The sequence below is a fragment of the Exiguobacterium sp. s183 genome (assembly GCF_018617655.1).
Lineage (GTDB): Bacteria > Bacillota > Bacilli > Exiguobacteriales > Exiguobacteriaceae > Exiguobacterium > Exiguobacterium aestuarii_A.
On the sequence record NZ_JACSKN010000002.1, the window covers coordinates 526068 to 545990 of the forward strand.

General features: G+C 48.8%; 24 protein-coding genes and 1 riboswitch. Of the genes, 6 read left to right on the plus strand and 18 right to left on the minus strand.

Translation table 11 applies throughout. The features are described 5' to 3' along the window. Positions 1-22: 22 nt before the first annotated feature. From KNP62_RS08220 to KNP62_RS08245, 6 genes are all read right to left on the minus strand, one after another. Complete coding sequence (locus KNP62_RS08220; protein WP_214785152.1) at positions 23-466, minus strand: MarR family winged helix-turn-helix transcriptional regulator; 444 nt, start codon at positions 464-466, stop codon at positions 23-25. A 131-nt stretch (positions 467-597) separates the two neighbouring features. Continuing rightward, positions 598-1029 carry a GNAT family N-acetyltransferase gene (locus KNP62_RS08225; protein WP_214785154.1) on the minus strand — a complete coding sequence of 144 codons (432 nt, stop codon included), beginning with the start codon at positions 1027-1029 and terminating at the stop codon, positions 598-600. Positions 1030-1040: 11 nt separating this feature from the next. Then, on the minus strand, positions 1041-2171 hold the full coding sequence (locus KNP62_RS08230) for a tetratricopeptide repeat protein (RefSeq protein ID WP_214785155.1): 1131 nt from the start codon (positions 2169-2171) through the stop codon (positions 1041-1043). A 49-nt stretch (positions 2172-2220) separates the two neighbouring features. Continuing rightward, complete coding sequence (locus KNP62_RS08235) at positions 2221-2760, minus strand: ribonuclease FAU-1 family protein (RefSeq protein WP_214785157.1); 540 nt, start codon at positions 2758-2760, stop codon at positions 2221-2223. Positions 2761-2824: 64 nt separating this feature from the next. Then, on the minus strand, positions 2825-3877 hold the full coding sequence (locus KNP62_RS08240; protein ID WP_214785159.1) for a DUF58 domain-containing protein: 1053 nt from the start codon (positions 3875-3877) through the stop codon (positions 2825-2827). 2 nt (positions 3878-3879) lie between these two features. Continuing rightward, complete coding sequence (locus tag KNP62_RS08245; RefSeq protein ID WP_214785161.1) at positions 3880-4800, minus strand: AAA family ATPase; 921 nt, start codon at positions 4798-4800, stop codon at positions 3880-3882. A gap of 94 nt (positions 4801-4894) precedes the next feature. Between KNP62_RS08245 and KNP62_RS08250 the strand changes: the two genes are divergently transcribed. From KNP62_RS08250 to thiW, 3 genes are all read left to right on the plus strand, one after another. Further along, positions 4895-5587 carry a hypothetical protein gene (locus KNP62_RS08250; RefSeq protein WP_214785163.1) on the plus strand — a complete coding sequence of 231 codons (693 nt, stop codon included), beginning with the start codon at positions 4895-4897 and terminating at the stop codon, positions 5585-5587. Between the two features lie 73 nt (positions 5588-5660). Then, positions 5661-6407 carry a hypothetical protein gene (locus KNP62_RS08255; protein WP_214785164.1) on the plus strand — a complete coding sequence of 249 codons (747 nt, stop codon included), beginning with the start codon at positions 5661-5663 and terminating at the stop codon, positions 6405-6407. Between the two features lie 50 nt (positions 6408-6457). Next, positions 6458-6556: riboswitch (TPP riboswitch) on the plus strand. A gap of 67 nt (positions 6557-6623) precedes the next feature. Then, a complete protein-coding gene (thiW, locus tag KNP62_RS08260; protein ID WP_214785166.1) occupies positions 6624-7109 on the plus strand; it encodes an energy coupling factor transporter S component ThiW in 486 nt (161 codons plus the stop codon). 28 nt (positions 7110-7137) lie between these two features. Here thiW and KNP62_RS08265 read toward each other — a convergent pair whose 3' ends face one another. Continuing rightward, a complete protein-coding gene (locus KNP62_RS08265) occupies positions 7138-7614 on the minus strand; it encodes a GNAT family N-acetyltransferase (protein WP_214785168.1) in 477 nt (158 codons plus the stop codon). Between the two features lie 118 nt (positions 7615-7732). Here KNP62_RS08265 and KNP62_RS08270 point away from each other — a divergent pair, with 118 nt between their 5' ends. The 3 genes from KNP62_RS08270 (at position 7733) to KNP62_RS08280 (ending at position 10458) form a co-directional block, all read left to right on the plus strand. After that, positions 7733-8155, plus strand: coding sequence for a VOC family protein (locus tag KNP62_RS08270; protein WP_214785170.1), 423 nt, complete (start codon positions 7733-7735; stop codon positions 8153-8155). Then, complete coding sequence (locus tag KNP62_RS08275) at positions 8155-8553, plus strand: VOC family protein (RefSeq protein ID WP_214785172.1); 399 nt, start codon at positions 8155-8157, stop codon at positions 8551-8553. Before KNP62_RS08270 ends, KNP62_RS08275 begins: the two co-directional genes overlap by 1 nt. Before the next feature lie 87 nt (positions 8554-8640). After that, the gene (locus KNP62_RS08280; protein ID WP_214785174.1) at positions 8641-10458 is read left to right on the plus strand and encodes an LTA synthase family protein; all 1818 of its coding nucleotides are present in this window, start codon (positions 8641-8643) and stop codon (positions 10456-10458) included. A gap of 36 nt (positions 10459-10494) precedes the next feature. Here the strand turns inward: KNP62_RS08280 and KNP62_RS08285 are convergent, their stop codons facing one another. The 11 genes from KNP62_RS08285 to glmS all read right to left on the minus strand — a co-directional run. Continuing rightward, a complete protein-coding gene (locus tag KNP62_RS08285) occupies positions 10495-11379 on the minus strand; it encodes a VOC family protein (protein ID WP_214785175.1) in 885 nt (294 codons plus the stop codon). A 14-nt stretch (positions 11380-11393) separates the two neighbouring features. After that, positions 11394-11678 (minus strand): putative quinol monooxygenase, encoded by a 285-nt coding sequence (locus KNP62_RS08290; protein ID WP_214785177.1) that lies wholly within the window; start codon positions 11676-11678, stop codon positions 11394-11396. Positions 11679-11781: 103 nt separating this feature from the next. Continuing rightward, positions 11782-14436, minus strand: coding sequence for an MMPL family transporter (locus KNP62_RS08295; RefSeq protein WP_214785179.1), 2655 nt, complete (start codon positions 14434-14436; stop codon positions 11782-11784). Positions 14437-14439: 3 nt separating this feature from the next. Then, positions 14440-14883: a MarR family winged helix-turn-helix transcriptional regulator gene (locus KNP62_RS08300; RefSeq protein WP_214785181.1), complete on the minus strand. Its 444-nt coding sequence runs from the start codon at positions 14881-14883 to the stop codon at positions 14440-14442. Between the two features lie 111 nt (positions 14884-14994). Continuing rightward, the gene (locus KNP62_RS08305; RefSeq protein ID WP_214785183.1) at positions 14995-15468 is read right to left on the minus strand and encodes a YfbM family protein; all 474 of its coding nucleotides are present in this window, start codon (positions 15466-15468) and stop codon (positions 14995-14997) included. A gap of 70 nt (positions 15469-15538) precedes the next feature. Continuing rightward, positions 15539-16480: an NAD(P)/FAD-dependent oxidoreductase gene (locus KNP62_RS08310; RefSeq protein ID WP_214785185.1), complete on the minus strand. Its 942-nt coding sequence runs from the start codon at positions 16478-16480 to the stop codon at positions 15539-15541. 69 nt (positions 16481-16549) lie between these two features. Next, positions 16550-17236 carry a DUF975 family protein gene (locus KNP62_RS08315; protein WP_214785187.1) on the minus strand — a complete coding sequence of 229 codons (687 nt, stop codon included), beginning with the start codon at positions 17234-17236 and terminating at the stop codon, positions 16550-16552. A gap of 84 nt (positions 17237-17320) precedes the next feature. Continuing rightward, positions 17321-17539 (minus strand): helix-turn-helix domain-containing protein, encoded by a 219-nt coding sequence (locus KNP62_RS08320; protein ID WP_012727632.1) that lies wholly within the window; start codon positions 17537-17539, stop codon positions 17321-17323. Positions 17540-17548: 9 nt separating this feature from the next. After that, complete coding sequence (locus tag KNP62_RS08325; RefSeq protein ID WP_214785189.1) at positions 17549-18028, minus strand: DUF2975 domain-containing protein; 480 nt, start codon at positions 18026-18028, stop codon at positions 17549-17551. Positions 18029-18142: 114 nt separating this feature from the next. Further along, positions 18143-18706, minus strand: coding sequence for a YdhK family protein (locus KNP62_RS08330; protein WP_214785191.1), 564 nt, complete (start codon positions 18704-18706; stop codon positions 18143-18145). 140 nt (positions 18707-18846) lie between these two features. Then, the coding region (gene glmS, locus KNP62_RS08335) for a glutamine--fructose-6-phosphate transaminase (isomerizing) (RefSeq protein WP_214785193.1) at positions 18847-19923 on the minus strand (1077 nt) is incomplete at its 5' end.

The following is a 19923-nucleotide window of genomic DNA, read 5'->3' on the forward strand; positions in this document are numbered from 1 at the left end:
TCTCTCCTTTTATATCTTGATTTCAAGATACATGATTAAAATTTTTTGCGGCTTCTGCCCGCTTCCCAATTTGTTTCAACTGCTCAATCGTTTCTGTCAGAGATAATCCTTCAAATAATGCATTCATATGCTCCGTATGCTTCGGAAAAATATCTTGCATCAAGTGCTCTCCATCATTCGTTAACGCGGCATATGTGATGCGGCGATCGCTCGGACAAGCTTTTCGGACGAGATACCCTTTCTCTTCTAACCGGTCCACGACGTACGTCATGCTCCCGCTCGAGAGGAGGATTTTCTTTCCGATGACTTGAATCGGTTGATCCCCTTTATGATATAAAAACTCCAGAACCGCAAACTCGGTCGCGTTCAATCCGTACGACGCCACTTCCTGCTTCACCAGGTCTTGTAACGACTGAGAGGCACGCAAGAGCACGGTAATTGTTTTTAATGCATCAGATGGTTCCATCTGTCTCCCTCCTTTGTTCAAGAGAGTCATTAACTTAAATTCAAATATCTTTAATTCGAGATAAATATATCACGTGAAGATTTTGCCGTCAATCGATTTGATTCAAAAAAATAAGACGGGATTCCCCCACCTTATTCTCCTCGACGAACCACAGCCATTTCACGACCGAATCGGTGTCCTTCATCAACGAATCCTAAGCTTTCGTATAAGTGATGGGCCGCCTCGTTCTCAGGATGATACCCGACGACGATCGACTTGCCTTCTCCGATTTCTTCAAGCATCAGTTCTGTCGCTTCTCGACCGATTCCTTTACCTTGATGAGCATGATCGACCATGATGCGGTAAATCCACCATGCATCTAACTCTTCGGGCTCTGTGTTGTACATGAGGAAGCCGACCATCGTCTCGTCCTCATAAATCGCGCGCGGGCGTAGCGTCGGTTCGTACATCGCTTGAAGTAACGAAATCGCATTCGGCTCCATATATGACTGTTGTTGTTCACTCAGTGCCAAGTGACAGCATGTATACCAATTTTGTGCATCGATCGGACGTAATGAAATCATATTCTTCTCCTTTACTCATACGTTTCGTTTAAATTCCGTGCGTAGAACGCGATGGCACGACGGTACCTTGCGATGCTTTCGTCCGGTTTTGGACTGGCAAGCAGCTCGAGTAACGCGCCCATCGCTTCTTCATGACGGTCGACGTTATAGTGGGTCATCGCCTGAAACACTTTGAGCGCCCCATGATTCGGGAAATGTTCGATTGCCTCTGCAAATAATTGTTCCGCTTCCTCGTATCGACCAAGTGCCCGATACGTGCTACCGAGTCCGAGATACGATTCCGCCAACTCATCTCCGGTCAATCCGAGTCGAATGGCCCGCTCATAATGCGGTACCGCTTGACGTTCTTCACCGAGCGAGTCATAACACCACGCACAGTATGCATGAAGTCTCGGATTCTTCTCATCCTTCCGTAAGAGCGATAAGAACAGTTGCTTCGCCTGTTCGAGTTGTCCCTCTTCACGGAGGCGTACTGCTCGGTTAAACTCATTTTCTTCTGTCACGTCGGTCACCTCGTGTGCGAAATCTTGGTCTAACCATGATTGGAGCGCTTCATAATACTTGCCGATATGCACGCCATCAACGAGTGCGTGATGGGCTTGAACGGATAACGGCATCCTTAGACGCTCTCCTTGACGCTCAAACTTGCCCCAGGCGATGCGCGGGACGCTGTCATGTTGTTGCTGATGCGTCGGGTGCATGATGCTTGTGAACGTGACCCACGGCACACTCGTGATATACAGTAAGTCGTCGGGCTCGTCATCCCCAACCACGACTTCATCGGCAGCTCGCTCCATCCGCATCGTCACTTCTTGTAAGAACGTTGGTAAATCCTCATGGAACGTAGCCGTACAAAAGTTGAAGACATCCTCGTCTAACATGACGGTGAACGATGGGTGGACCACCTCATGTTCGACGACCGCTTCTCCACGGATCCGATAGCGCAATTCCGGAATCGTGTTCGCCGCTTTCACTGCACCGTATAAAAAGAGTTTGAAGAACGATTGATTGCTCGCTTTCGAATATGTATAGAGATTTGTCACATCCACGTTCGCCGTCACGTTAAAATGCGGCGCGTCAAACGATTTGAAAAACTCAAAATGCTTACGTCGTGCCCACGTCTCGATTTCAATTTGTTTCATAAAAACTCCCCCTTCTACGCTCTTACTGTAGCAGAGAGAGTGAATCCACTCATAGCTTTTGTTTTAACTGTTCGTAATGTCCTTTTGCCAAATCAAAGTAGACGAAGTCTCCACGTTCGATCCGTTCGAGCGTCGCTTCAAACTCACGCCATCCCCGCTCGACTTGTTCAGGTGTCAATTCGCCACTCTCGGTCGCCGCTTCGAACTCATCCTCATCCTTTTTGACGATGTCCCCATTCGGAAACACAAGAATATCGAGCAATAAGTCGTCCATATACGGAATGCCATCCTCTTCGCCGATCCGGTCGACGAGGTCGATATACCACTGCACGATTTCACCTTCCGGATTGATCATCGCCGTCACACCGAATGGTTCATTGTCCGGGAAATATTGGAGCCAACTAAAACCGGCATCCGCCACAATAAATTCTTCCCCTCTGTGTTTTTTATATAGTGGCGCTCGAACCTCATCGATTTGGAATAAGGCAACCACCCCGGAAAACTGTTCCGTCTGAACGCGTTCTTGCGCATAACGGTTCTTTAAAATTCGCTCCCAGTCTCGTCGATTCGCATACTTCCGTTTTGCCATATGGATCTCTCCCTTTCGGTCATCTCTGTATGATACAGTTCGCCAGAAGAAGGAAAGTTCCTTGTTAGTCGTACAGGTTATGCTGATTGAACCAGACGAGATGGCTTTGCTTCAGCCGTTTCCGCTCGACCATGCGGACGAATGCGTCTGTCGAGATGAAGCGGTTCCCGGGATGGAGGTCGGCCAGCATCATGAGGATGAGGCGTGAACCTCGTTCTCCCTCTTGAAGAGAGATATGCTCCATCTTCCCTTCCCCGTTGAAGCGGTTGATGAACAGTTCGACTTTACACTCTTCTTTTAAGAGTCGGGTCGTCACATACGCGACTTGGCTGATAATCGACTCGAAGTCATGATGGAGCGTGTAGCCAGACGGACCACTCAAATCGACTGCGAACGTGAACGTATCGAGTGATGTCTTTTGAAAGACTTTCGACTGAACACGCCCGAGCTTCGCCGTGGCGACCCAGTCAATCTCCTTGACCGGTTCTCCTTCATAAGGCTTTGAACCTAGAATCTGTAATGGATTCCGTAGAGGCGATGCGGTCAAAGGACGGTCACCGAGTGCCAATCGTTTCGTGCCGACCGGAGGATGTAACGTGAGGGACGGCAGCACCGTCCACCGTTTCTCGATGGGACACTCAAGAAGATACGTCCCGAGATGAAGCGGGAGCGTCACAGCGAGTACACACTCTTCGATATAAGCCGGTCCCCGAAATTCGGCCTGGACACGAAGCACATGGCGGGCCTGATCCGTCCGTAACGTCATATCTAAACTATTTGGGGAGCGATCGTGGTCTGGAAAGCTAAGCGTTGTACTAGATTTCATGCGAACGCGAACGGGAAGCCCGAGTCGTTCGACGGTTTCACTTCCGTCTAGCATCACCTGCACTTCCGTCTCATCCCCAACAAAGAGAAGAGATTCGTGTGTATGTATATGAAGACGAAGGGCTCGCTCTAACTGTTTCCGCGTCCGTTCGAAGAACCAGACGATGCCCGCAAGTAAACAAAGCGCATACCCGACAATCTCCATGTACGGGACAAATACGAGAATCACTCCGGCGAATCCGTAGACCGGGATCCATTGTTTCTGTAGGGCGTTATGTGTCGAGAACGTCATCATCAACCCTCGACCGGAACAGAAACGGTGTCTAAGATGTAACGGATGATGTCCTGTTTCGTCGATTTGATGCCTCCTTCAAGCGTCAACGTCAGGCGATGTGCCAATACATAAGGTGCCACGGCTTTCACATCTTCCGGAATGACATACAATCGATCGTTCAGATAGGCATAACTTTGAGACGCTCGCATGAGCGCGATGGCTCCTCGTGGACTGACACCAACCTCGACAGATTGGTGTTCTCGTGTCGCATGGACGAGCCCGAGTAAATAATCGAGGACGTCATCTTGAATCGATACTTGCTTCACTTCTTCTTGTGCGCGGCGTAACTCGTCTAACGTCGCGACCGCCTCCACGATTTTCCGTGTTTGACGCATGACTTGTAAGAGGAGCTCCCGCTCTTCCGCGACATCAGGGTAACCGACCGGAATCGAAATGAGGAAGCGGTCGAGCTGTGCATCCGGTAACGAAAACGTCCCGGCCGATTCGATCGGGTTTTGCGTCGCAATGACGAAGAATGGTTTTGGCATCGGATACGTCTCTCCCCCGATGGAGACTTGCCGTTCTTCCATCGCCTCGAGCAAGGCGGACTGCGTTCGTGGAACCGCTCGGTTGATTTCATCGATCAAGACGATATTCGCAAAGATTGGTCCTTGTCGATGCTCGAACGTCTGGGTCTGCATGTTGAAATAATCTGCGCCAATCACGTCAGACGGTAACAAATCGGCCGTGAACTGAATCCGGGAAAACGCGCCGTCAAAGCTAGTTGCAATCGTCTTGGCCAGTAACGTTTTCCCCGTTCCTGGCACATCTTCTAACAAAATGTGTCCTTCCGCGAGTAACGCCGTACAACAGAGGCGTACGACATCCTCTTTTCCTAAATACACCTCGTTCAACTGTTTGATGACCTGCTCCATGCCCATATGACGACCTCCATTTTTTGTCTTACTCAAACTTTACCTTTTTATGGTAAGATAAACAACAAATAGTCTGAACATTCAAAAAGGAGGTATCCTCTTGCGCTGGACGAACAAGTTTCTTCTCCTGATTGCCACCACACTCCTTGGTACGTTCACGATGATAGTGGTTGCAACGAGTGTATTCGAGTGGCTCTATAATCCGGAAACGATCCCCGTCGAGGAAAATAACAGTCCTCCGACTGATCTCTTATCGGATGAAGATGATGGAATTTTAATTGGTGAATCCAAAGCAGATTACCCATTTAAATTGGACCCCCAAAAAGGAAAGCATAACTTTTTTGAGAGAATCACGGAATCTGGAGAATCTACACGACGAAATCTCGGGTTATTCGGCGCTTTGCTTGCGCTCGGTTGCCTGTCCTTTTATATCTATCGAAAACGGAAGCAACGTTTGGCGCGCGCACGAGATCATGCTGATTCAAACGCAGACCCGCTTGTCGAATCGCTACAACGCGAAAACGCTTCGTCCGTTTCGACGCTCACAGCGTTCACGAACGTCCCGATTCGTGATGCACTGATCACATTCAACCAATCTCTCGTACCAGCCAAGCGATTGCGTGCTCATGAGACACTGCAAGAGTGGTTCCAACGCATCGATTTACCGATGAACCCGTCCGTTTATCATGCGGTTCGCTACGGCACCTCATCAGGTGTGACGATTTCTGAAGAAGATACGCTTCACTTTAAGAGCACACTCGATCACTATACGACCCATCCTCACCCCGAGTGAGAATGTGCACAGGTTCTACTTTTCATTCATGAATGATAAAATGGTGGAAAATGTCAGTTAAGGGGATGAAATCATGAGACGATGGGTGATGTTCGGATTAGGTGCACTTTTACTGACGGGTTGTACGGATACAGATACGGTGGCAGACAATCCGATCCCAATCGAATCAACCGATGAACCCATCACCGAATGGACACGTGAAGACTTTAAAGACGTTTATGACCAATATGAACAAACACAACCACTCCTCGCTGCGCTCGAGCAACAAGGCATCAAACCGTTCCGCGAGACGTTTGAACGCGTCATCATTGCCGGAAACGGGCTTGAGCACACATATGCAGATATTTATCCGTTCAAACTCGATGATGGGACGTATGCCACGGTATTCGACAGTCAGGACGGAACGGTAATCAATGGATCTGAGTCGGTCGCACCACTCTTTTGGCAAGAGGAGTCTTTCCTTCAATACGTCGAAGAGATTGAAAATCGAAAATTCGGAACAAGTGCCCCTCCTACCGACGTCGTCCTAACGCAGGATGAATTTCAATCCGTCTATGACCGTCACGCGTACACGTCAGCCCTCCTCGTCGAACTCGATGAAGCGGGTGTCGAACTTTCAAGAGAACCAATCGACGATGTGATTATCGCCGGGAATGGCGTGACCGAAGTCACTGCCGACTTGTTCGTGTTCGATGTCGAAGGTGGATATGCCATCGTATACGATCAAGATGGAGAAATTTTAAAAGGTCCCGAATCCATCTCACCGCTCTTTTGGAACGAGAAGGACTATGAGGACCTGTTAGCCAAGTATGAAGGATAATTTCATGAACCCTCCCGATTTCAGATAGCTATGTTATACTCAAACCAATAAACGACCACTAGGGGAGCCCTCGGGCTGAGACGGCATTTGCCGGACCCTTTGAACCTGATCTGGCTCATACCAGCGTAGGGAAGTGGCTTGGGATACGTCTCTGTATGTCCACGCCATTTTTCCGTCTGGAAACGTGGCGTTTTTATTTTTGAAAGGAGACTATTCATGCGTATTCAACAACTCACTTGGATGGCGATGCTCGTCGCCATCGCCGTCGTTGGCTCAATGTTCATCTCGATTCCCACAGGTGTCGCCCGCGCTTATCCGATTCAGCATATGGTGAACGTGATTGCCGCAGTCACCGTCGGCCCAATCGGAGCCGTTCTCGTCGCATTCGTGACCGGACTCATTCGCGTCATGACCGGCACAGGGTCACTTCTCGCGTTCCCCGGTGGCATGATTGGTGCATTTCTTGCTGGTATGTTCTTCGTTCGCACGAATCGCGTCTATGCTGCCGCTCTCGGAGAAATCATCGGAACTGGTGTCATCGCCTCGTTGATTGCCGTCCCGTATGCGAAACTGTTGATGGGTTCGACGTTCGGTGCCTTCTTCTTCGTCCCAGCGTTCCTTGCCTCTAGTTTGACGGGTGCGCTTCTCGGTTGGCTCGTCTTATCACGCGTCAAACAGTTGCGACCGAGCATACTCAAATAACGTATTTTGATTTAGGAATCCGACCGACTCATGACGGTCGGTTTTTTGTGTGATAGACCCAGATTGCTTCGCCGTTCGATTCATCGATTAAGCCGCTGTCGACAAAGCCGTTCTTTGCATAAAATCGTTTCGCGACTTCATTCTCTTGATGGAGGCTCAGGATGATATCATCCACATCGTACTCTGTCTGGATAAATGCCACTGCGATGCGTAGACACTTCGTCCCGACGCCTTTCCCCTGTTTGTGTTGATCCATCATGAAACGATCGAGCCACACATACCGTTCTGTCTGGTTTTCTGCTCCGACCATCATGAAGCCCACCGGTTGCGCACCGTCATAAAATGCATAGCTTTTCCAATTATATTTCGTATCCTCGACCATCTCTTGAAGCGACTCGGCATTCGTCTCGATGAATCGGGACTGTTTCTCGTCCACTGTCAGAGCAATGATTGCCTCTCGATTGAGTGCATCAATCGGTTGAATCGTGATTTCATTTCCTTTCATGCTTTCACCTCATTGATTTTCTCTCTCTTTCATACGCTTTCTCCCGTAAAAAGTTTCTTCCCCCGTATCTTCGAGATCATGCATTCGCTACACTAATAAGAGAAAAGGAGGTTATCACATGTTCCGAATCGGAAGTATCTTCATTCCCGTATCAGATGTAGAACAGTCCCTACACTGGTATACAACTTATTTTAATGCCAAAGAAATTGGTCGCTGGGAAGGAGGCATCGGTTTGTGTCTACCAGACGGTTCGACTCAGCTCGGATTGATCCAAACCTCGTCACCGCAACCCACAACGTTCAAAGATGCGTCAGGACAAGCCCATGTCTATTTCAACGTCATTTGTGAAGACATCCAGTTCGCGTATCAATCGTTCGAACAAGCAGGGTTGATTGCGACACCGCTTCACGATTTCGGAGGCATGTCTTGCTTTGACGTAGTGGACCCGGATGGACATACGATCAGTCTTATCTCGGAAGATGTGACTTCCCCGTTCCATCGCGATCGCGTGAACAACCTACAAACGAAAGGAAAGTCTTAATGAAACAAATTCACCATATCTGTATCCAAACACCAGATTATGCCGCATCGAAGTCATTTTACGAAGCACTCGGTTTTGAACTCGTCCAAGAATCGCCAAACTTCCATACGCGTGACTTCAATAGTTGGCTCAAGCTCGGGGATTTTTATATCGAGCTCCAGACTGCTAAAACGGATGAAACGTTACAAGACTACTCGAAACATACGGCCGGTCCCGTTCATTTCGCCCTCTATGTGGATGATCTCGAAGCGGAAGTCGCACGACTCGAACAGCTAGGCGTCACGTTCTTGCCGAAGCACGGTGGCAACATCTATTTCGTCGTCGACGGTCATTTAAGTAAATTGAAAGCACCGGAAGGAACCATCATCGAACTGCGTGATACGTTTCTGATTAACTGAGGCCCTGTGCCTCTTTTTTGTTGGACACATCTTCACGTTTCCCTCACTCGTCTCATCGGGAATGGGTATGAAAAGGATGTGTTGTTCATGATCAAATATCTCGATTATTGGAGCTACTTGTCACTCTCTCTGGCAAAGCTCTTCTTTTTTAGCTGGTTGACCGCGACGGCGTTCGACTTCTCGTTTTTCCTCATCAATTTGGCGACGATTCTGCTCCTGACGAGCTGGGCACTTGCCGTGTCTTACCCGATTCGCCGATGGATTTTATACGTTTCTCTGTTCCTGCATAGTACCCTACTCGTCTCGGACGTCTGGTACTATCGCTATTTTGAAGACTTATTATCTGTCGCCTTACTGTCTGATATCGGACAGATGGGAGATGTCGGGGGTGGCTTCTTGACGCTCATCCGCCCGATTGATGCGTTCTTCTTCATCGACCTCATTATTTACGGTTTAATTTTACGTTACATCAAACGGCATCCTGTCCGTGAAGCGAAGCGGAACGGAAGACGATTGGCGCTCGCCGGCTTCACTCTCGGATTTCTTCTCTTCACGATTCCGCTCACCCTCAGTTATCAGCGCGGGGAAAAATGGATTGCAGACGACCCAATCTCGAATATGCGTGAATATTATCATCTCGGTTTTTGGGGCTATCACGCGATGGATGTCGCCCGAGGCGTCGAACGTGCCATGGGATGGAACGAAGCCCTGACAGACGAGGAGCGTTCTCAAATCAAAGCACTCTCTTATCAGGAATTAAGTGCCCCGAGTCCGGATACGAACGTCATCGTCCTACAACTCGAATCGTTCCAAACTTCCGTCATCGATCAACGCATCAATGGACAGGAATTGACACCGAACTTAAATCGATTGCGACGTGACATGCTCTATTTCCCGAACGTGTATCATCAGACGCATGAGGGGCGGACGTCCGATGCGGAGTTCATCGTGAACACGTCACTCTACCCTGTCAAATCCGGTTCGGTGTACACACGTTTCCCGGGAAATCAATTCAGCGCGCTCTCTCAGTCCTTAAACGAGGCCGGCTATGATACGGCAGCCATGCACTCCTTCCGTAAAGACTTTTGGAATCGGGATGATTTTTATGACAACATCGGGTTCAATCATTTCTTTAGCGACAAAGACTACCCCGACCAAGGCATCATCGGGATGGCACTCAACGACCAGGAATTCTTGAATACGTCCGTCGGATTCATGGAAGAGTTGGATGAACCGTTTTATGCGTTTTTAGTCGCATTGACGAGTCATACGCCGTACGACATTCCGGAGGACGAGAAGCGATTGGACCTGTCAGAAATTGACGACCCACTTCTCGAAAACTATTACCATACCGTTCATTTCGTCGATGCGGCGGTCGGTCAGTTCATCGAACGATTGAAACAAGATGGGTTGTGGGATGAGACGTTTCTCGTCCTATATGGTGACCACGATAGCGGTCTGACGGCACCTGGAGAAGAGATGGCTACCATCGAAGAAGTAGACTCGACGGTTGATGCGTTTCAACTCGACCGTGCTGTCCCTCTCTTTATCAAACCACCTGGACTGACGACAGGAGAAGTCATGGAGGCAAGTGGCGGTCAAATCGATATCGCACCGACGATTCTTGATGTACTTGGGATCTCTCCGGCATATATGCTTGGCGACTCCCTCTTGAATGATACACCGAATCTGACCGTCTTTCGGACGGGCGCTTTCCGATATGAAGACCATTACTATGAACCAGACTTGACCGAACGTGCTGGTAACGGCACATGCTATTCCATTGAGACGGAAAAGCAAGTCGCATTCGATCGATGCGCTCCTTACATCGACCGCGCGGCCAATCAGCTCCGGCTCTCGGATACCATCATCGAGAAAGATGCCCTCTCGCAAATGAGTCCATGAAAAAACCTCCCGAGCTATTTGTCTCGGGAGGTTTGTTTAATAGGCTTGACGCAACGTCGCGATATCGAGTTTTTTCATGGGCAGACACGCCTGTACGACTTGTTCAATCTGCTCTTGCGAACCGACCGTCATCATCTCTTCCATTTCCCACGGAATGATTTGCCACGAGACGCCGTAGCGATCTTTCAGCCAACCACACTCCTCTGCTTCTGGTACAGCCGATAACCGCTCCCAGTACGTATCGACTTCGTCTTGTGTCTCACAAAAAGCGATGAGCGACTGTGTTTCGTTAAATGAAAACATATGATTCTCATTACTGTCCATCACGACAAATTCTCGGCCGGATAAGACGAAACGGGCATAATTGATTTTCCCGTCGAGTTCCTCCCCGTCTTCTTCCGTGTATCGTACCGTATGTCCATCCAGTACATACGAATCTTTGAAAATGGAAATCCAATCGTTCATCGCCGCCTCGGCGCGACCGAAAGCATCCTGGACAAACAAGAGGCATGGCGTCACGAGCTGAATGTCCATCCCCCCATCATGCATGACTTGCCAAGAAACCCCGTAGCGGTCCTTCAACCATCCATAACGCTGACTGAAGTCGTACGTATCTAATGGAATCAAGATCTCCGCTCCGTCAGATAATCGTTCCCATAGCGCATTGATTTCTTCAGTTGTCGGGAGCGATACCATATAGGAAATAGACGGATTTCGTTCTTTTGTCGTGCCTCCCCCGAGTAACTGAAAGAACTGCCCAGCGAGCGATAACGTCACAATCGTCGTCTCGCCTGCTGGCGAGCTTGAAAATCTCGTCGTATAGTCGACAAACGAATCTGGAAAGATGGAGACATACCACTCGGCGATTTCCTCGACATTCTCCTCAAACCAAATACATGGGATCACAGGTTGCGTAATCATGAGAAAGTCTCCTTTCAGACTTCATGCAAACGATAGACATCACGTACGGCGAGAAGCTCCCCAGCTTCATCACGATATGCCTGATAATGCGATGAATGGATGTGGTGATCGAGCGCTTCTTCGTCTTGATACTTTTCATAGAAGACAAACGTTCCTGGCGCATCAATCGCCTCGTGAAGAACGTACGCGAGACATCCCTCTTCCGCTCGTGACGGTGGAATCACACGGTGTAGCGCCTCACGTAACGCCTCTTCTTTACCAGGATGAGCTTTCAAGATTGCAGTAATGACGATTTCCATACCATATTCCTCCTTCGATAATGGACCTGCCTTTCTGTTCCCGAATCTACCGCAATCTATCCCAAAAAACGGATATCTCATCGTACGAGACATCCGTTTCTGTTTATGACTTTTTCTTTTGTCGGAACGGCCACCAAACACCATCACCAAACGAAATCGTAATGGCTGGAATCAAGAGTGGTAATACAATCAATCCGTATAGCAAAAGACCAGTAATGACGATGGTCGCAATCTGAACGAGACTGAGCACACCTGACGGAATCATGGCGCCGAACGTCCCGGCGAGGATCACTGCAGCGGTCATAATGACGGTACCCATCTTCGTCATCGAATAGACGAGCGCATCACGGACCGTCTTCCCACTGATCGTCTCTTCCCGGAATCGATCCAGTAGGAAGATGGAATAGTCAATTCCGAGTGCAATCAACATGACGAATCCAAAGAACGGAACGGCCCAGCTGATTCCGTCATAGCCAAGACCTTCCACAAAGATCAGCTCTGTGATCGCTGCTGACGTATAGTACGTCAAGAGAAGCGAAGCAATCATATAGAGCGGCATGATCATCGAGCGGAACAATGCCGTCAAGACGATGAACAACGTCACGAGCATGATGGCTACCGTCCGATTGAAGTCGTTCGTTGACGTTTCATTCAAATCGCTGTTGATGCTTGAGATACCTGCGTATCCGATGGTCGCATCTGCATATGGTGTCCCCGTCACAGAGCGATCCATCGTTTCTTTAATCGTCTCGACGACATCAATCGCTTCTGGTGAGTATGGATCCATCTCTAGTACCACCTCGAGCTGAGTCGCCGTCTCTTCGTCAAAGACGTAGCGTTCGACAGCAGGTGAAAACTCATCTGATGTGAGTGTCCCTTTCGGAAGATAGACGCCTGTCTCACGGAGCGAATCTGCTTCACTCAACTGTTGCAAGAACGAAACCGCTTCGCCGAGGCCTGACTCGATTTGTCCTAATCCTTCGTTCGCTTCGACGACACCTGTCGCGAGTTGCGATAGTCCGGTGCTAAGTTCACCAACCTGAGATCCTTGCGCATTTAATGCGGAGGCAGCTTCACTGATGCCCGATTCGATTTGTGTGAGCCCTGCCGACACTTGACCGAGTTGTCCGACTGCAGCAGGAATATTTTGAGTCGCTGTCAATCCTTGCCCAATGAGGCCAAGTTGACTATTTAACTGATTCAGCCCAGCTGCTGCTTCTGCAAGCGGTGCCCCGGCATTGGTTGAACCGCTTGGCAATTGTCCGACGACCGCGTTTAGACCCTGCTCAATTTCATCTAATCCAGCCTGGACATCACCGAGACCCGTCTGTGCGTCAGACAAACCTTCACTGAGTTCACCGAGTTGCGTGTCGACATAGAAATCGTCGATGACTTCACCAGTCGGGCGTGTGAGCGCACGCACACCGTTCACTCCATCGACTTTTTCGAGCTCACTTGCGAACATTTCAATGTATGGAACTTCCGATTCCGTGATGGCTTGATCTTGTTTCAAAATGATTTGTACCGGAAGGGATTCCCCTTGACCGAACCCTTCTGAAATCAAATTCAATCCACGAACCGAATCGTACCCGTCTCCAATCTCATCGACCGTATTGAACGAACGGGCATCGTCATACGTGAACAGGACTGGCACCGTGATCAATCCAACGACCAAAATCGATACGAACGGGCGATTGACCGACAATCGACTCAATCCAGCCCAGAGCTTGCTATCATGATGCTCGCCTGCTTTCTTCGATGGCCAGAACAGTCGTTGCTTGAGCGTCGCCATAAAGAATGGGACGACCGTGAAGAGAATCAACAGCAACACCGCAATCCCGACTGCGACGGCGACGGCTGATTTGAAAATCGGAAAATCTGCAAATCCGATGGCCGCGAAACCGACGAAGACCGCAAGCCCACTGATGAGAACCGTTCGTCCTGCCGTCTTATATGTGTTGACGATTGCGTCTTCAATCGCATGTCCCGCACTCAGTTCCTCTTTGTAACGGCTAAGAAGCAGGATACAGTAGTCTGTCCCGATCCCGAACAAGATGGCGACGAGGAAGATTTGTGTGTAATTCGAGACCGGGAATCCGAACCAATCCACGAAGAACGCGACAAACGATTGGCTCAATAAATACGTGAAGCCGACCGCGATGAGTGGAATGAACGGTGTCACGATAGAACGGAACACGAGAAGCAACAATCCAAAAATCAATACGACCGTGATGATTTCCGTCTTTTTCAATCCTTCTTGGGCACTCAAGTTTACATCATTGTTAATGATCTCTTCCCCAGTGATATATACGGTTTCCTCTTGAGGAAGCACGTTTTCACGGACATCATCAGCAAACGCATTGATTTCTTCTGTCGTACCTTCGACCGTGATCGGGACGAGGACGATGCGTCCGTCTTCAGAGACGAGCTGTGCCTCTGTCTCCTCACTTTCAAACGGATCGAGAACATCCGTCACGACCGTTTCATTCTGTCTAAGCTCTTCGATGACACGAGCGACATCCGTTCGCTCGGTTTCGCCAATCGACTCGAACTCGTAGACGAGCGAGATGGTTTTATCACTCTTCCCGGCTTCATCTAAAATCGCTTGTGCACGCTGAGAGTCCATATCGTCCGCTAGCTGAAAACTACCAGCTTCTTCTGCTTGCTTTGTTAAGTTCGGCGCTACGACAAATAGTGCCGCCGTCAATACGATGAGGGAAATGAGGATTCCCCAACGCCATTGAATGATTTTATGCACGCGTTATTCCTCCCCGATTCGGAGCAATTGTTTTATTTTCCGGAACGTTCGGACAAATTGCTCAATTTCAATTTCGTCTACCTCTCCATCGATGAGGGATTCTACATATCGATAGACGGCACCGTCCACTTCCTCGACGAGCCGCTTTCCTTCTGATGTCAATTCAATCAATCGTTCGCGCTGATCTTGTCCACGTCGACTCGTGACAAGTTCTTTTTCGACCAGTTTTTTGAGTCGGTTCGAGACCGCACTTTTATGGACACCTTGCTTTTGTGCCAATTGCCCAGCAGGGGTCGGTCCAAATTGATCAAGCAACTTCAACAGTTGGAGCTGTTCACGCGAATACTCACGCCAGACATCCCCTTCCATCGCTTCGATGACATGTTCCGTCCCATGGAACATCACTTCTTCAAATAACTGCACGGCTTCGCGCATCAATGCTTTCATTTTTAGTTTACCCCCTAAACTAGATGGTTATAGTTTATACCCTAAACTAAATGACGTCAAATAAAAGGACCGATAAGGAGAATCCTATCGGCGCAACATATCAGTCGTATTTTATCCGATCCATGTGATCAACCCTTCTTTCTTTTGTGACGCGGATGAAAAAATCGCTTTCAATTCCTCGAACTGTTCGAGCAAGTATTGCTTCTCCTCACTTCCCCACCCTCTCTCGAATGGGTAAAGTTCATGCGCATTCATCCTCGTCGCCTCATAACGTGATTCAAGGGCATCTCGTTCGATATAGTGAAGTCGGGTCGTTAAGTCCTTCACTTCTGCTGACGTCAAATAGGCCGTTCCTGTTTCCTCTTCGATTACCATTCCGCCGAAAATCGTTCTACCGAGTGAGTGACGATCAATGTCGTCCAAGTCCGCTTCTCCGGTCAGCAAAAAGTACAGTCCGTGCCACGCTTTATCGATATCCGATTGTCTTTCCTCGTACGTGTACAATTCCTCGAAATAATCAGGTTCATCAAGTAGCCGCGCCAACTCATCATCTGTTACTCGCAAGTAAGTTCCAATCATCCCCATATGAGTGCCCCTCTCCAGTTCGTTTGTCTGTCTATTCGTCATCAAAACGAAAAAACCTTCCGTAGAAGGTTTAAACGATTGCCTCGGCGACACGTAATCCAGACAGATAGGCACTCTCAAATCGAGTACGTCCGGATGGATCATCCGCTTCAAGAAAGATATCGCCAGCTAAATAGATGGGATGATGGCTTACCCGATAAAACGGTTCATGCCACACGTCTTTCGCTTGCGCATAGCGCCACCGTTTCAATTGCTGTGACACGATGTCGATATCGCCAACTTCCTCCCGAAATAACCGCTCAACTTCTGCAAGTGTCTCCTCTTCCGGTCGCTCATACCACTCCTCACTCCACGCTTCTTCCATATAGACGCTGATGAGCGAGGTCGCAGTGATTCCTTTTTGCTGATTATTGATCACCTTCAACAATCCAGGTGTCAGGTCATGATCGAGAATCCCATCTTCCCCAATCTGTACATCACCCGTACATTCGAAGAGACCAACGAACGTCGGCGCATAAACGAGACGTCGCAAGGAAGGTGCGACCTGATCAACCAAACTCCCGAGTAATTCGAACGATTGCGGAAGCGGTGCCGTCATCACGATTTGGTCGTATGAACGTCTCGTCACATCTGTCTTCACGCTGATGGTACTATCCTCTTCTATGTGAACGTGCTCCACATGTTCATTCAAGTGTACCGTCAATCCCTCAGCAAGATGCTTGGCGAGTCCATTCATACCATCCGTCCCCACGTATCGCGGATAAGGGTCCGCATACCAGACACGCACCCAGTTCGCACTCATCCACGACTGTACCTCACGTTTGAGATTTTCTCCACGTACGGTGAAATAGACGGCCCCGTGATCCGCTTGTCCGTCACCGATTCGGCGAGTTGCCAAACGTCCCCCGACGCTTTGGCTCTTTTCGATCAATTCGACCGTATGACCTCGACGTGCGAGTTCACGCGCTGCGATAATCCCGCTCAGACCAGCCCCAATGATTCCAATCTTCATTCAGCATTTCCCCTTTCCTTCATGAAGATTGTAGCATGCTCTCTCCCTTCAACCTCTATTTGATATGCTTCAGGCTGGTTTGTTCCATTGTTCGTCGTAAGCCCGACGCGTGTCTTCATACATGACAGCGAAACGTGCAACGACGAATGGACGAATCAGAACCGTCGCAATCGATAGGGAGAATGCGGCAAGTAAAACCGAATTCACGACCATAAATAACGTGAAACCAATCAAATAAATCGGGATGAACGGTAAAATTAGTTTAAATGCGTCCCACTTCCGACCATGCATCAACGCGCGTGACTTCGTGATCGATTCTCTGACCGATAATGCTGGCTCATCTCGCAAAATAAAGTACGTGAACGCGTAAGAGAAGAATTTCATGATTCCCGGAACAATGAATAATAGTGTCCAAAGCGTCTGGAAGATGGCTAGTAGGATGACAGCCGTCACATGCTTACCAAATCGTTCTTTCATCGGTCGAAACACATCACGAAACTCCGCGTCTTGTCCGCGAATGATGGAAAGGATGACCCAGTGATACCCGATGATGATTGGATATAGCATAAAGGATACAACCATCGTACTTACAAGGAATACAATCGCCTGTAACGAACCGGCTTTCGCCCCGTAAAGTGTCGGGTCGAATATTGCAATAAACTCTAATATAATTGCACAAAGAAACGACCAGGCTAATAGTAGACCTCGTTTCCCATTGATTGCTTCATGTGTCCGTTCTGTCCATGTTTGAACCATTTTCTAGTCTCCCCCTGAATGATTTATCTTATATACGCTATATCGTTCAAATACGTTTCATGTTCACACAAAAAAAGCAGAGATTCACTCTGCTCGTTCGTCCGCTCGATATTCTAGTATGTCCCCCGGTTGACAGTCGAGCGCTTCACAAATCGCTTCGAGCGTCGAAAAACGAATCGCTTTCGCTTTTCCATTCTTTAAAATCGACAAGTTTGCCATGGTGATCCCGACCCGCTCCGATAGTTCTGTCACACTCATTTTCCGCTTCGCTAACATCACATCTAGATTCACAATCATCGCCATGTTCTCACCTCAGACCGTCAAATCGATTTCTTGTTTCATATCAATGGCTCGCTTTAATAATTTCTGTAACAACTCAGCAAAGACGGCAATGACAAATGCGGCGAACACGAAGACGAACCCGATGACTAAGAAACCTGGGGAATCATCACGCTCGGCGAACCAATAGAAGAACGGAAGCAACGCCGTATAGATGACCGTGATGGTCAATGCACAATACTTGATCACTCTAAGTACTTTCACCGCTCCATAGGAGAACGCCTCATTCCGATCAATCAATCCTAGCAAGGTAAACGTTTTGAACAGAGCCATGAAATAAGGAACTGCCGCCACATACATCCCGACGACAATCGGACGCATCGAATTCGCAATCCACCCTCCGCTCTCGGTTGCGTCTCGCCAAAGAAACGGAAGTAAAAAGATACAGGCTGCAAGAATCGGAAGGGCTAAGACAATCACCGATAGTTTTAAAAAGACGGTTTCTCGTTTCACCTGTCATACACCTCACTCATTTTATTTCCTTTATCATACGCCCTTATTTATCGTTTATCAATAAATATTTATCGAAAAAAATAGACCGCGAGATGTACTCGAGGTCTACTTCATTCATTTCATTGCTTCTAATTCACTTTCGGTCACCCATTTATGATTTGTGACCTCTTCTCCATCTTCCGTCGTGTAATCCACCATATAAACCGTCGTCTCTTCAGCCATATCAATTGTCGCTTCTGCGCCATCCATGCCCTCCATGTGATCAGCGGCCAAAACGACTTGTTCATCTTCTGCTAATGGCGCGTCGCCCGGATTCTCGAGCTCCTCATGGATCACCCATTTGTGATTCTCTACCGGATCACCGCCTGTCGTCGGTGTATAACTGACTGCGTATACAGTCGTATCATACGCACCGACAATCGTGGCTTCGACACCTTCCATCCCTGGCATATGATCCGCTGTCATCATCGCTGTCGACCCGACCGGATATGTCGGATCATTCGCTTCCATCAGTCCGTCTGGTATCTCTCCAGTCCCCGAGTGGTCCATTGCCGAATGGTCCATGCTTTGTTCTTCTGACATTTCCATCGATGTATCGTCTGCCGTATCCCCACATGCAGCCAATGATGTAGCGAGGATCATGACACCTAATCCTGTCATCCATTTTTTCTGTTTCATCGAATCTCTCCTTTATTCATGCTCATGTTGATTTTACCCGCTCTTTCGGGGAAACAGACATTTTTGAGAGCATTGCGATGATTTGTTATCACATTGCAACAAAAAAGGCCAAAATCCCGAAAGATTCTGGCCATGGATGATTATTCAACTGTTACAGACTTCGCCAAGTTACGTGGCTTGTCGACATCACAGTCGCGGGCAAGTGCCGCATAGTACGAGATGAGTTGAAGTGGAAGAACCGTCACGAGTGGCGTGAGAAGTGGTTCAACACGTGGAAGAACGAATGCATCGTTCTCGTGCTCCATGCCTTCCATTGAAATCGTACAAGCTACTGCACCACGCGCCACAACTTCTTTGATGTTTCCACGAATGTTGAGGTGTGTGTTCGGTTGAGACACAAGTGTGATGACTGGTGTCCCGTCTTCAATCAACGCGATCGGTCCGTGTTTGAGTTCCCCACCTGGGTATCCTTCTGCTTGGATGTATGAGATCTCTTTGAGCTTCAATGCGCCTTCAAGACCTACATATGAATCCAATCCACGTCCGAGGAAGAATGCGTTACGTGATTCTTTCAAGAACTTATCAGCAAGCTCTTCAAAGATTTCTTTTTGTGCCATAATCGAGTCCATCGTTGTTGCAACGAGTGCGAGCTCTTGCATCAAATCAAACGGAAGTTTCTTCCCGTTCGCACGAGCGATGTCGTATGCGAGAATCGCGAGGACGGCGATCTGTGCCGTGTACGCTTTCGTCGAGGCGACGGCGATCTCAGGTCCTGCGTGGAGGAGCATCGTCTCGTTCGCTTCACGCGAGAGTGTCGATCCTGCTACGTTTGTCAACGTGAGCGCTTTATGGCCAAGCTTTTTCACTTCGACGAGGACGGCACGGCTGTCCGCTGTCTCACCTGATTGTGAAATGAAGAGGAAGAGTGGCTTCTCTGTCAAAAGTGGCATGTTGTAACCGAACTCTGACGCGACGTGTACTTCAGTCGGTACACCTGCGACGCGTTCGATCAATTGTTTCCCAACAAGACCGGCGTGGTAACTTGTACCACACGCGACGATATAGACGCGGTCCGCTTCCGAGACGAGCTCGCGCACGCCGTCCGTGAGTTCGATGTCACCGTTCTCATTCTGGTAATGCTGGATGATGTTGCGGATGACGGCCGGCTGCTCGTCCATCTCCTTCAACATGTAGTGCGCGTACGTGCCCTTCTCGAT

Excerpts from the sequence above, each read along its gene's own strand:
- KNP62_RS08220 (WP_214785152.1), bottom strand. The coding sequence starts at position 466 with ATGGAACCATCTGATGCATTAAAAACAATTACCGTGCTCTTGCGTGCC.
- KNP62_RS08225 (WP_214785154.1), bottom strand. The coding sequence starts at position 1,029 with ATGATTTCATTACGTCCGATCGATGCACAAAATTGGTATACATGCTGT.
- KNP62_RS08230 (WP_214785155.1), bottom strand. The coding sequence starts at position 2,171 with ATGAAACAAATTGAAATCGAGACGTGGGCACGACGTAAGCATTTTGAG.
- KNP62_RS08235 (WP_214785157.1), bottom strand. The coding sequence starts at position 2,760 with ATGGCAAAACGGAAGTATGCGAATCGACGAGACTGGGAGCGAATTTTA.
- KNP62_RS08240 (WP_214785159.1), bottom strand. The coding sequence starts at position 3,877 with ATGACGTTCTCGACACATAACGCCCTACAGAAACAATGGATCCCGGTC.
- KNP62_RS08245 (WP_214785161.1), bottom strand. The coding sequence starts at position 4,800 with ATGGGCATGGAGCAGGTCATCAAACAGTTGAACGAGGTGTATTTAGGA.
- KNP62_RS08255 (WP_214785164.1), top strand. The coding sequence starts at position 5,661 with ATGAGACGATGGGTGATGTTCGGATTAGGTGCACTTTTACTGACGGGT.
- thiW (WP_214785166.1), top strand. The coding sequence starts at position 6,624 with ATGCGTATTCAACAACTCACTTGGATGGCGATGCTCGTCGCCATCGCC.
- KNP62_RS08265 (WP_214785168.1), bottom strand. The coding sequence starts at position 7,614 with ATGAAAGGAAATGAAATCACGATTCAACCGATTGATGCACTCAATCGA.
- KNP62_RS08270 (WP_214785170.1), top strand. The coding sequence starts at position 7,733 with ATGTTCCGAATCGGAAGTATCTTCATTCCCGTATCAGATGTAGAACAG.
- KNP62_RS08275 (WP_214785172.1), top strand. The coding sequence starts at position 8,155 with ATGAAACAAATTCACCATATCTGTATCCAAACACCAGATTATGCCGCA.
- KNP62_RS08280 (WP_214785174.1), top strand. The coding sequence starts at position 8,641 with ATGATCAAATATCTCGATTATTGGAGCTACTTGTCACTCTCTCTGGCA.
- KNP62_RS08285 (WP_214785175.1), bottom strand. The coding sequence starts at position 11,379 with ATGATTACGCAACCTGTGATCCCATGTATTTGGTTTGAGGAGAATGTC.
- KNP62_RS08290 (WP_214785177.1), bottom strand. The coding sequence starts at position 11,678 with ATGGAAATCGTCATTACTGCAATCTTGAAAGCTCATCCTGGTAAAGAA.
- KNP62_RS08300 (WP_214785181.1), bottom strand. The coding sequence starts at position 14,883 with ATGAAAGCATTGATGCGCGAAGCCGTGCAGTTATTTGAAGAAGTGATG.
- KNP62_RS08305 (WP_214785183.1), bottom strand. The coding sequence starts at position 15,468 with ATGGGGATGATTGGAACTTACTTGCGAGTAACAGATGATGAGTTGGCG.
- KNP62_RS08310 (WP_214785185.1), bottom strand. The coding sequence starts at position 16,480 with ATGAAGATTGGAATCATTGGGGCTGGTCTGAGCGGGATTATCGCAGCG.
- KNP62_RS08315 (WP_214785187.1), bottom strand. The coding sequence starts at position 17,236 with ATGGTTCAAACATGGACAGAACGGACACATGAAGCAATCAATGGGAAA.
- KNP62_RS08320 (WP_012727632.1), bottom strand. The coding sequence starts at position 17,539 with ATGGCGATGATTGTGAATCTAGATGTGATGTTAGCGAAGCGGAAAATG.
- KNP62_RS08330 (WP_214785191.1), bottom strand. The coding sequence starts at position 18,706 with ATGAAACAGAAAAAATGGATGACAGGATTAGGTGTCATGATCCTCGCT.